The organism is Sporosarcina sp. P3 (assembly GCF_002743415.1).
GTDB lineage: Bacteria > Bacillota > Bacilli > Bacillales_A > Planococcaceae > Sporosarcina > Sporosarcina ureae_A.
In genome coordinates this window covers 1-11,001 of record NZ_PDZE01000023.1, presented here as the reverse complement: position 1 = coordinate 11,001, position 11,001 = coordinate 1, and the positions used below count along the sequence as shown (strand labels likewise).

At 39.7% G+C, this 11,001-nt stretch carries 11 protein-coding genes and 2 pseudogenes; 10 read left to right on the top strand and 3 right to left on the bottom strand.

Going from position 1 to position 11,001, the window contains the following annotated elements:
* Positions 1 to 344, bottom strand: a pseudogene (locus tag CSV61_RS16175) (ABC transporter); the annotation flags it as partial.
* Here CSV61_RS16175 and CSV61_RS17025 point away from each other — a divergent pair.
* From CSV61_RS17025 to CSV61_RS16130, 9 genes and pseudogenes are all read left to right on the top strand, one after another.
* A pseudogene (locus tag CSV61_RS17025) lies at positions 343 to 818 on the top strand (DNA alkylation repair protein). The pseudogenes CSV61_RS16175 and CSV61_RS17025 sit on opposite strands and share 2 nt — an antisense overlap.
* A 298-nt stretch (positions 819 to 1,116) precedes the next feature.
* Positions 1,117 to 1,653 (top strand): TetR/AcrR family transcriptional regulator, encoded by a 537-nt coding sequence (locus tag CSV61_RS16165; RefSeq protein ID WP_083031638.1) that lies wholly within the window; start codon positions 1,117 to 1,119, stop codon positions 1,651 to 1,653.
* A gap of 167 nt (positions 1,654 to 1,820) precedes the next feature.
* Positions 1,821 to 2,714, top strand: a complete 894-nt coding sequence (locus tag CSV61_RS16160; RefSeq protein WP_083031636.1) for a beta-keto acid cleavage family enzyme — start codon at positions 1,821 to 1,823, stop codon at positions 2,712 to 2,714.
* Positions 2,714 to 3,673, top strand: a complete 960-nt coding sequence (locus tag CSV61_RS16155; RefSeq protein ID WP_083031622.1) for a 3-hydroxyacyl-CoA dehydrogenase NAD-binding domain-containing protein — start codon at positions 2,714 to 2,716, stop codon at positions 3,671 to 3,673. Before CSV61_RS16160 ends, CSV61_RS16155 begins: the two co-directional genes overlap by 1 nt.
* 24 nt (positions 3,674 to 3,697) lie before the next feature.
* Positions 3,698 to 4,168, top strand: a complete 471-nt coding sequence (locus tag CSV61_RS16150) for a thioesterase family protein (protein ID WP_099640063.1) — start codon at positions 3,698 to 3,700, stop codon at positions 4,166 to 4,168.
* Between the two features lie 48 nt (positions 4,169 to 4,216).
* Positions 4,217 to 5,428: a quaternary amine ABC transporter ATP-binding protein gene (locus CSV61_RS16145; protein WP_083031616.1), complete on the top strand. Its 1,212-nt coding sequence runs from the start codon at positions 4,217 to 4,219 to the stop codon at positions 5,426 to 5,428.
* Complete coding sequence (locus CSV61_RS16140) at positions 5,425 to 6,255, top strand: ABC transporter permease (RefSeq protein WP_083031614.1); 831 nt, start codon at positions 5,425 to 5,427, stop codon at positions 6,253 to 6,255. Before CSV61_RS16145 ends, CSV61_RS16140 begins: the two co-directional genes overlap by 4 nt.
* Positions 6,256 to 6,269: 14 nt before the next feature.
* Positions 6,270 to 7,157, top strand: coding sequence for a glycine betaine ABC transporter substrate-binding protein (locus CSV61_RS16135; RefSeq protein WP_083031611.1), 888 nt, complete (start codon positions 6,270 to 6,272; stop codon positions 7,155 to 7,157).
* 76 nt (positions 7,158 to 7,233) lie between these two features.
* Positions 7,234 to 8,973, top strand: coding sequence for a CocE/NonD family hydrolase (locus tag CSV61_RS16130; RefSeq protein WP_083031608.1), 1,740 nt, complete (start codon positions 7,234 to 7,236; stop codon positions 8,971 to 8,973).
* Between the two features lie 129 nt (positions 8,974 to 9,102).
* Here CSV61_RS16130 and CSV61_RS17015 read toward each other — a convergent pair whose 3' ends face one another.
* Positions 9,103 to 9,261 (bottom strand): hypothetical protein, encoded by a 159-nt coding sequence (locus CSV61_RS17015; protein ID WP_099640062.1) that lies wholly within the window; start codon positions 9,259 to 9,261, stop codon positions 9,103 to 9,105.
* Positions 9,262 to 9,371: 110 nt separating this feature from the next.
* Here CSV61_RS17015 and CSV61_RS16120 point away from each other — a divergent pair, with 110 nt between their 5' ends.
* Positions 9,372 to 10,238 (top strand): MBL fold metallo-hydrolase, encoded by an 867-nt coding sequence (locus tag CSV61_RS16120; protein WP_083031605.1) that lies wholly within the window; start codon positions 9,372 to 9,374, stop codon positions 10,236 to 10,238.
* Between the two features lie 488 nt (positions 10,239 to 10,726).
* On the opposite strand, the gene CSV61_RS16110 is transcribed toward CSV61_RS16120, so the two are convergent.
* A partial coding sequence (locus CSV61_RS16110; RefSeq protein ID WP_233193663.1) for an ABC transporter substrate-binding protein occupies positions 10,727 to 11,001 on the bottom strand: 275 nt, incomplete at its 5' end.

Below are 11,001 nucleotides of genomic sequence, written 5' to 3'. Positions count from 1 at the left end.
TCAAAGTCTGGTTCCACTAAACTTCCTACACTTGTATATTCAGATCCAGCATACTTTTTTAGATACTCAGGTACCACATTTTGTGGAACACCTGCAACCTCAATGCCTAATGAATCCAACGTATCTAATACACCAAAATCTAGTACAACAATTTTCTCTGGCACTTTATTCAACACCACTTCTTGATCATCAAGTTCATGCTGAATTTTTATTTCAGTTGATTCCGCACCTTCTTGAGTAGTACTAGATGATTCGTCTGCTTGTTTATCCGTATCTTTAGATCCGCATGCAGAGATCACTAGCATACAGGTAAATATTAATACAAATAAAGACCACTTTTTCATGATAATACCCTCTCTTTTTAAAAATCTTTTTATAAAGAAAAACTTTGAAAATACTAATGCCCGTAATGCAAATAAGCATATTTTTTGGCATATTTCTCATTCATTACAACGTATGTATTTGTTTTTATTCTTCCTTTCTTTATATAGTTCAGTATACGGCTTTCATAGAATTATAGGGGATATTGCTCTTAAATATCCAGTCGTTGATAAGACAATGATGCAGTGGTGTTTAGATGAAAATATCTGGTTAAGACGAATTGTAATTAATCATCAAATGTTTGCTATGAACGAAGAACTTTTGGAGAAGATTTTAATTAATAATCTTGATGATGATGAATTTTTCATTAATAAAGCAATGGATGGGCATTGAGAGATTATAGTAAGACAAATCCAAAATTGGTTATCCAGTTTATTGATAAACACAGAGAGGAATTGTCAACTCTTAGCATTAAAGAAGGAAGTAAATATACTTAGGGCAAGTCCATATTGGAAAAATAGCTTGAAGTTGTAAAAATGATTGATTTGATGAAGAGGACACAATGTAAACTGTTTTACATAGATTTTTTTGATGAATGATTATTGCTTGTCAACATTGAATACGAACTTCGCAACACTCAGCCGCCACTTCGAAAAGAATCCACAAAACTTCGAAACGCTCAAGACAAACTTCGCAACAACCACACTGTCCAGCTAAGTCCGCCCCACCTCATTTGAAAACAAACCGTCCGGATGGTACAGTGAATAATATGATATACCCTAAGGAGGAACAGAAATGACTGGGAGCACAAGAAAAATAGATATTCTGGACGCCGCTTCTAAGATCGTTGCGGAAAAAGGGATTTTTCATTTAACGATTGAAGCTGTGGCAGCAGAAGCAGGTATTAGCAAGGGCGGTTTGCTCTATCATTATAAATCAAAAGAAGTGCTCGTTGAAAAAATGGTTGAACATTTGGCCAGGAATTATAAAACTAAAATAAATACACAAGCCGAAGAAGATGAAAAAGAAAGAGGGAAGTTTACCCGCGCGTATTTAGACGTCACGTTTAAAAAAGGTTATCCGAATAAAGATATGCATTCGGGATTACTTGCTGCGAAGGCTATTAATCCAATTTTAATGCGTCCGATCCGAGAAGCTTATTTGGAATGGCAACATGAAGTGGAGGAAGATGGAATTGATCCCGTTATTGCTACGATTATCCGGTTAGCGTCTGATGGTATTTGGCTGGCTGACCTGTTTGATATTAACCCGATTAGGGGTGAGCAAAAAGAACTAGTTTACAAAAAATTACGTGAATGGACCGCGCAATAGAAATACCTTAATAGCAGACTTGAAGCAGGTTTTACTTGATAAGAACATAAGAGATGCTAGTTACCTAGGGGTTGAAAGGCTTTTCTAATAACTGTATAGTATTCAATATATCAAAACCGTCTAGACGGTACAGTAACTGTAGGCGGAAAATTATCGGAGGTTATTTCATGAAAAATAAAGTTTTACTTACAGCAGCAGTCACAGGTGCAGGAGACACAACTGGCATTAGCCAATACGTTCCGATTACACCGAAAGAAATTGCAGATTCTGCAATTGAATCAGCAAAAGCTGGTGCAACAGTTGCTCACATACATGCACGTGATCCGAAAACTGGCGGGATCAGCCATGACGTTGAGCATTACAGAGAGATTATGGATAGAATTCGAGATTCAGAAGTTGATGTGATCGTTAATATTACAGCAGGTGGCGGCGGCGATTTTATTCCTAACTTAGATACACCGGCTGCAGGAGGTACAGGCACATTCATTCAAACGCCGGATGAGCGTCACCGTCCTGTCGGAGAGTTGCTTCCTGAAATGTGTACGCTTGACTGCGGAAGCCTTAACTTCGGCGATATGATTTACTTAAGTCCTGCTGAATGGCTTCGTAAACACGCAAAACTGATTCAGGAAAGCGGTGTGAAACCTGAGTTGGAATGTTTCGACACTGGCCATCTTCGTTTTGCAAAACAGCTCATTGATGAAGGATTAATTGATGGGGACCCGATGTTCCAATTTTGCTTAGGTATTCCATGGGGGGCGGAAGCGGATGCTGAAACGATTATGTATTTTAAAAGCCGCCTTCCAGAAAATGCACACTGGTCTGCATTTGGGATTGGACGTATGCAATTGCCAATAGCAATGCAAACTGCAATGCTTGGCGGGAATATTCGTGTCGGCTTGGAAGATAACTTGTATTTATCAAAAGGGGTATTTGCAAAAAACGAGCAGCTCGTCGATAAAGCTGTCGGTATGCTTCACAGCAATGGCATTGAAATAATGACTCCGCAAGAAGCTCGAGAATTCTATAAACTGAAAAACCCCGTTGGAGGTAAGGCGTAATGAGTACACCAATTGTAAAAAAAGTAGCCGTTATTGGCACAGGCGTTATTGGAAATGGCTGGATTGCACGTTTCCTTGCTCAAGGTTTGGAAGTAGTCGCATATGACCCGGTTGAAGGAGCAGAAGCGCGAACAAAAGCTGCTATTCAGCAAGCGTGGCCGTCGTTAGAACATATGGGACTGAATCCTGAAACATCTGCAGACCGTATTACATTCGCACCTTCTATTGAAGAAGCTGTTAAAAACGCAGTCGTCATTCAGGAAAACGTGCCCGAACGTTTGGAATTAAAGAAGAGCGTTTTAGCTGAAATTGATCAGTACGCAAAACCGGAAGCGATTATTTCTTCGAGTACTTCAGGCATTATGCCAAGTACATTGCAAGAAGACTTGCAGAATCCTGAAAGGCTTATCGTTGCACACCCGTTCAACCCTGTTTATATTCTTCCTTTAGTTGAACTAGTAGGCGGTCAAAAAACGGATCCGGCAATTATCACGCAAGCAGAAGAATTTTATACATCTATTACGATGAAGCCTCTCGTTATTCAAAAAGAAATCGAAGGACATGTGGCTGACCGTTTAATGGAAGCACTTTGGCGTGAAGCGCTTCATTTAGTTAATGACGGGATTGCAACAACTGAAGAAATTGATGCTTCTATTATATATGGGGCAGGATTACGCTGGGCGCAAATGGGACCATTCTTGACATTCCATCTCGCGGGCGGAGAAAAAGGAATGCGCCATATGCTTGAACAATTTGGTCCCGCATTGAAATTGCCATGGACGAAATTAGAAGCGCCTGAATTGACTGATGAACTGAAAGAAAAAGTAATTGAAGGCTGTGAAACACATGCTGGTGAAAGCTCAGTTGCTGAATTGGAAGTAAAGCGCAATGAGTTTTTAGTGAAACTTCTTGATTTAGTAGAAGAATATTGGCATGAACCGGCAAAAGCTTCAAAGTAAGCTGATTAAAAGGGGGAGTATTTGATGGAACAGAAGACATTTAACTATTCCACCGATGTGCTAAAAGAATGGGTGGATTACAACGGACATATGAACGACGCTGCTTATGCGCAAGCGTTCAGCGCGGCTGTCGATTCATTTATGGAATATATCGGTTTGGATGAAAAAGGCCGTGAAACTTATAGTTATACGATTTTTACATTAGAAACCCATCTCTGTTATTTATTAGAAGCAAGTGAAGGTGAAAAGCTGGATATTGCTGCACAGCTCCTTGATACAGATGAGAAACGATTGCATATCTTTTTCAACATGATGAATGCAGATGGTCAACTCGTTGCAACAAGTGAGCAAATGCTAATGGGGATCGATACTGAGACAGGAAAAGCAGCGCCTTTTCCGTCCGCAGTTTCAAATACGATCAAAACAAAAGCGCAAGCAGATCATCAGCTGGAAATACCTAAGCAAGCAGGACGTACAATCGGCATTCGCCGATAAGCTTGTCAGGCTGCAGGGTTCAACTGCGACTACTAAAGGAGAATTCTTATGTATAAAATCGAAGTGAAAAACTTAACGAAGATTTTTGGTTCACCCGCACTTCAGGGCTTAAAGATGCTAGAAGACGGTCATACAAAACCTGAAATACTGAAAAAAACCGGCATGACAGTAGGGGTTAATAAAGCGGCATTCCAAGTGAAAACCGGTGAAGTTTTCGTTATTATGGGACTTTCAGGGAGCGGTAAATCAACACTTATCCGTCTTGTGAACCGTCTTATTGAACCGACAAGCGGTGAAATTCTTGTCGATGGTGAAAACCTGACAAAAATGAATCATAAAGATTTACTGGAAACGAGAAGAAAGAAATTAGCGATGGTGTTCCAAAACTTCGGTTTGCTTCCTCATCGCACGATTTTGAGCAACGTCGCTTACGGCTTGGAACTGCAAGGCGTTAAAAAAGAAGAGCGCGAAGCAAAAGCGTTAAAAACGATTGAAGATGTCGGTTTGAAAGGATATGAAGCAAGTTATCCATCAGAATTAAGCGGTGGTATGCAGCAGCGCGTCGGTATTGCGCGGGCATTGACGAATGATCCGGATATATTATTAATGGATGAATCATTCAGTGCGCTGGACCCGATTATACGGACAGAAATGCAAAATGAATTAATGAATTTGCAGAGCAAATTAGGAAAAACGATTTTATTCATCACACATGACTTAAATGAAGCACTAAAACTCGGTGACCGTATTGCCATTATGAAAGACGGACAAATCGTTCAAATTGGAACAGCCGAAGAAATTCTGGAAAACCCTGCAAACGACTACGTTACAGACTTCGTTAAAGATGTAGACCGTTCCAAAGTGCTCGAAGCTTCTCATGTCATGAAACGTCCAGAAGTTGTGATGACACATAGAGATGGACCGCGTATGGCAGTCCGCAAAATGGAAGAGGTTGGCGCTTCAAGTATCTTCGTTGTTGGAAAAGAAAATCATTTCGAAGGTCTTTTAACGATTGACGATGCGATAAAAGCATATAAAGAAGAAATCCCGCTAAATGAAATGCTCATTAAAGAAGTGATTTCAGTGCCTCCGACTACCCCGCTAAATGAACTGATTGAAATCGCGGTCGATTCGAAGTATCCAATAACTGTTGTTGAAGACGGCAAGTTATTAGGAATTATTTCGCGCGTATCCATCCTTTCCGGTCTAGTACTCGGCAAAGAGAAAGATTCAGAAACTAGCGAGGTGACTTCATTATGAACTACTTTAACTTACCTATAGAAAAATGGACAAATACATTTGTAGACGATTGGCTTCTTCCAAATACGTCTGGTTTCTTCGATAAAATAAGCGACATGCTGCGGGCATTTATTGATGCAGTAACGAACTTTCTTCTTATTATTCCACCTGAAGTTATTGTACTGCTAGTCATTTTGCTGGCATGGAAAGTTTCTGGCAAAGGATTGGCATTGTTCTCCCTGATCGGTGCATTTTACATCGGTGCCGTTAATTTATGGGATGAATCTGTACAAACAGTAGCCATCGTAATTGTTTCTACTTTGATATCCGTTATTATCGGGATTCCGGTCGGGATTTTAGCGGTGCTCAACAGGACAGCCGACCGCATAATTCGTCCGATTTTGGACTTTATGCAGACGTTGCCGAGTTTTGTTTACTTAATTCCCGCGATTCTATTATTCGGGCTTGGCGCTGTACCGGCAGTTATCGCAACATTCGTTTTTGCCACACCGCCGGCAGTACGCATGACAAGTCTAGGTATTAGACAAGCGCCGGAAGAAGTCATTGAAGCTTCCAAAGCATTTGGCGCAACCCGCTGGCAATTGCTTGCAAAAGTACAATTTCCACTGGCAATTCCCACGATAATGGCTGGTGTTAATCAAACGATGATGCTTGCACTTTCCATGGCGGTCATTGCATCTATGATCGGTGCACCAGGACTAGGGGATACAGTATTAACTGGTATTTCCACAGTTAACGTTGGACTTGGTCTAACAGGTGGTCTTGCAATTGTTGTGCTTGCCATCATTTTAGATAGAATTACGCAAAGTATTGGAACAAAAAAGTAAAAGGGGAAATTTAAATGAGAAAGTTTTTAATGGGTACGATGACTGCGTTATTGCTATTAGCGCTAGCTGCATGTTCGTCAGGAGACGACAAAGAACAAACGTCAGACAAAGATTCAGGTGAAAGCGAAAGCAAAACAGTTACATTTGGAATAACGCCTTGGACTAGTACTGTTCCACCTACAGAGATTGCTAAATTGATTGTTGAAGATATGGGGTATAAAGCAGAAGAAGTAAAAGCGGATGCCGGGAACGTATTTATCGGTCTTTCCCGCGGTGATATAGATGTGTTTATGGATGCATGGCTTCCAGCGCATGAAAACCACATTGCAAAATATAAAGATAATATTGAACAAACAGCGGTAAGCTATGACGATGTAGCAACAGGTATGGTTGTACCAACTTATATGGACGATATTAATAAAGTAAGTGATATTAAAGGAAAAGAAGATTTATTCAACAATGAAATGTACGGGATTGAAGATGGTGCAAGTGCAACAGGTATTATTAACGACATGCTTGAAGGATATGACCTCGACATGAAGCAGGTGAACTCATCTGAAGGAGGAATGCTGGCGCAGGCACAACGTTTTATGAGCAAAGAAGAGCCGGTCGCGTTTTTCGGCTGGAGACCTCATACGATGTTTAATAAGTTCGATTTAAAAGTTCTTGAAGATGATCAAGGAGAATACTTCGAAAAAGCTTCAGTAGAGGTAATCACGAATAAAGAATTAAAAGAAAATAATCCAAAAGTCTATGAGTTTTTAAGTAACTGGAGTATTTCAATTGATGATGTAGAAAAAATGATCGAACAGATTGAAACTGAAGGAAAAGATCCAAAAGAAGTGGCACAAAATTGGATCGACAATAATCAGGACAAAGTGAATGAAATGTTAGGAAAATAAAAACAGGGGGCCCTGTGTTGGTGGAAATTAATCCTCTGCACAGGGCTTTTACATATAAAAGAAGGAGTGTTGGATAATGAACAACGATCAGAAAATTATTGTAGACAGAGAAGTGCCATGCGTAATGAGAGACGGAGTGAAGTTATACGCTAATATTTATCGTCCGGCGGAAGAAGGGTCTTTTCCGGTTTTATTGACAAGACTGCCTTATAATAAAAACCTTCCAGACTTTTCACACCGTTATATTGATCCAATCCGCATTGCAATGAGCGGCTATATTGTAATTATTCAGGACGTGCGCGGACGTTTTGCTTCTGAAGGAGAGTTTGCACCATTTATTCAAGAGTTTGAAGACGGATACGACACGGTGGAATGGGCATCTGAAATGCCGTATTCCAATGGCAAAGTAGGTATGTTTGGCCTGTCTTATTACGGTTTTACACAGCTGTATGCAGCTTTGGAAAAGCCGGAAGCGCTGCAAGCGATCTTTCCTGCAATGACTGGGAATATGAAAGAAAGCGGTTTATTTGCCCGGGGTGGAATTACGGAATTGGCAGCTGCCCAAACATGGATGCTTGATTCCGTCGTGTATGATTATTTGAAAAGAGCTGGAGTAGATAATTACGAAGAAGCGATGGCTGAAGTGATTAAAGATCTGGACCGTATCGATGAGCACCATCAGGCAGTCCCTTATGAAAAGTGGGAACCTGTTCAAAAGCATCCGGTATTGATCCCATTCTATGAAAAATATTTCCTGAATGATTTTGGTGGGGAATTAAAACAGGAAATGTTGAAAAGATTGGACGAAAATGGACCGCTTCGACTTCCGGCATACCATTTAGCAGGCTGGTATGACAGCCATTTAGCACCGACTTTATTAAATTACGAGCAAATGCAAAGCTCTTTGAACAATCAAAAACTTATTATCGGACCATGGTCTCATGGATATGTAGACTCTGACATTGGTGAGCGTGCATTTGGCGGTCTGGCTTCCGGCCATAATATTGATGGGAAAGAGGATATAACATCTCTTCATATTGACTGGTTTGACTATTGGCTAAAAGAAGAACATACAAGTATTCCAGCGGATGAGGATCCTGTAAAGATTTTTGTAATGGGGATTAATGAGTGGCGATCTGAAAAAGAATGGCCCCTGCAGCGAACTCAATTGACACCTTTATATATAGAAAGCGACGGTTATGCGAATGAAAATATGAAATCGGGTCGCTTAATATGGAACAAGCCTGTAGAAGCCGGTGAAGATTATTATGTACATGATCCTGAAAATCCTGTACCAAGTCACGGGGGCGGCACGTTATTTTATAAAGGAAGAAATTCAGGGCCGCGTGATCAGCAGGGACTTGAAAAAAGAGAGGATATCGCTGTTTACACAACAGAGCCTCTGACAGAACCGGTTGAAGTGACAGGGTGGATAAAAGTGAAATTATGGGCGTCTTCAGATGCGGTTGATACAGATTTCATTGCGAAATTGATTGATGTGATGCCCAACGGAAAAGCTTATAATTTAACGGACGGCATTGTACGAGCTAAATATCGGAATGGGAATAAAGAAGAAGCACCTTTGTGCGGCGAGGTTGTGGAATATGAAATAGACTTATGGGCAACAAGCAATGTATTTTTACCTGGACATTCCATACGTCTTGAAATTGCTTCAAGTAATTTTCCGCGTTTCGAAGTAAACCCGAATACGGGAGATACAACAAAGGATACTGAAAAAATGATCAAAGCGAATCAGATAATTCATCATGGTGCTCAATATCCAACACATATTGTGCTGCCGGTCATTTCGAATTAATAATGCATGGAAAACGCAAACTTCTAAACGAAGTTTGCTTTTTGTATTGAATAACGCCGTGGTAGGAGAGTTTCCCGGATTGGTAGGACAGTTAGTCTTTGTTAGTCAGTAGGTACGTTATATGCAAAATTAGCTTTGATTTATCATATCGTCCGAAGGCGATTCCTTCTTCATCATTTCTTTTGCAATCAATTCCTTTACTTCATTATAAGTTAAACCTGAATTGGCGTTTTGCTTTTTGACATCTTCAATGTTTGTGCCTGCTTCAGTATACTTTTTACCGGTCACTAAACTTCATTCCTTTTTTAATAGGATTTCACAAAACAATCCTTTCATACGTGTGAATCTTTGGCGTTCTGGATCTTTATGTTTTAATATGGAAACGAGGAGTGAATTAAATGAAATCTGTTATTAGCCGTTACGGCAGGGAGGTTTATCCTGTTGTGCTGCCAATTGAAAACCATTCATTGCAATCATTTAATTTTTATATAATACGTGACAACGATTCCATTACATTACTGGATGCGGGGCTTACTAATGAGAAAAGCCTGCAGGCGCTACAAGCAGTCCTGACTGAGCAAAAGTTAAATGTTTCAAATATTGATCGCATTATATTAACGCATCATCATGAAGATCATGTTGGTTTGGTTCCGTATATTTTGAAAGAGAAAGGAGTGCCGGTCTATGCGCACCCGTTAGCTGTGCCGCGTTTAAAGATGGATACGGATTTTTTACGAATGCGCTACACATTTTTTGAAAAACTGTATGAAGAAATGGATTGTAGTGAACAAGGGGCGGTCCGTCTTGCAAAAATGCAGGACACTATCCAAAATGTAAAAAAGAAAGAATTGCAGACAGACATTACTCTAATTAAAGAAAGCGATGAAATAGCTGGTCTTCGTGTGCTAGGCACACCTGGACATTCACCTGACTCGATCTGTTTATATGATGAAAAAAGAAAATGGCTGTTTTCAGGAGATCTTTTTTTTGCTAACAGCTCAACAAATGCAATTATTGATCCGGATCTCGAGGGCAATCGGCTGCAGGCCGTTGCGGAATACAGCAAATCGCTGAAACGAATTCAGCAGCTTGAAGCTGATATCGTATTTCCTGGACATGGCGGGCTGATCACGAATCATAAAGAAGTTATTCAGGCAAAGCTCGATAAAATAAATAGAAAATCAAAACGTCTTTATCACTATATCGAATCAGGTATTTCTACAGGAAATGATTTGGCAGAAGCTTATTACAAACAAACATATTGACGTAGTTGGCGATATGAATACTAATTATCAAAAGTCCATTATCATTCAAACCACAATAAAAAGTTCTAACCATGATGCACATAAGTTAGTGATGGAAACTGAAAAGACTATAAATGAAATTTTACATTTCGAGGAACTAAATTCAGTATCTACTATTGATTCTTATACGACGATTATACTATTGGATAACAAAAGTAAAGAATTCAATTCATAGGGCTGAAAAATGTTGGTCTACCTTATTAATGAAGGTAGATCAAAAATAATTCCTACAAAAAAACCATCTAACGCTAACGGAGATATCCCGGCAGCTTTAGATGGTTTTACTTATAGTTTTCCGTATAGTCTAGGCTATAAATAGCGAAATAAAATAAGGAGTGTGAATCTATTCATTCCAATAGGCTTCTGTATCTTCAATCATCTTTTTCGATGATTGCAATCCACCGCCATAGAACCATGCTTCTGTGTCTAGATAAATTATATGGTCATTCTTATAAGCGTTTGTTTTTTTTCACCAGTTCATTTTCAAACATTTCCTTTGTGCTATCATGCGCGGTATTTAGTACTGCACTACGATCCACGACAAAGATAATGTCTGGATTTTTTTCTGTTATATATTCAAAGTTAATGGATTGACCAAATTTCGCTTTTTCAATGTTTTCATCAACCGCTTTGTACCCAGCAACATCATGGATGAATCCACCGTAACGCGAACCAGGTCCATAAGCACTTATTTTTCCTTCATTCACCATGACAATCAACGTTT

Bases quoted from the DNA above. Each gene is read 5' to 3' on its own strand.
- CSV61_RS16165 (WP_083031638.1), top strand. From the start codon at position 1,117: ATGACTGGGAGCACAAGAAAAATAGATATTCTGGACGCCGCTTCTAAG.
- CSV61_RS16160 (WP_083031636.1), top strand. From the start codon at position 1,821: ATGAAAAATAAAGTTTTACTTACAGCAGCAGTCACAGGTGCAGGAGAC.
- CSV61_RS16155 (WP_083031622.1), top strand. From the start codon at position 2,714: ATGAGTACACCAATTGTAAAAAAAGTAGCCGTTATTGGCACAGGCGTT.
- CSV61_RS16150 (WP_099640063.1), top strand. From the start codon at position 3,698: ATGGAACAGAAGACATTTAACTATTCCACCGATGTGCTAAAAGAATGG.
- CSV61_RS16145 (WP_083031616.1), top strand. From the start codon at position 4,217: ATGTATAAAATCGAAGTGAAAAACTTAACGAAGATTTTTGGTTCACCC.
- CSV61_RS16140 (WP_083031614.1), top strand. From the start codon at position 5,425: ATGAACTACTTTAACTTACCTATAGAAAAATGGACAAATACATTTGTA.
- CSV61_RS16135 (WP_083031611.1), top strand. From the start codon at position 6,270: ATGAGAAAGTTTTTAATGGGTACGATGACTGCGTTATTGCTATTAGCG.
- CSV61_RS16130 (WP_083031608.1), top strand. From the start codon at position 7,234: ATGAACAACGATCAGAAAATTATTGTAGACAGAGAAGTGCCATGCGTA.
- CSV61_RS16120 (WP_083031605.1), top strand. From the start codon at position 9,372: ATGAAATCTGTTATTAGCCGTTACGGCAGGGAGGTTTATCCTGTTGTG.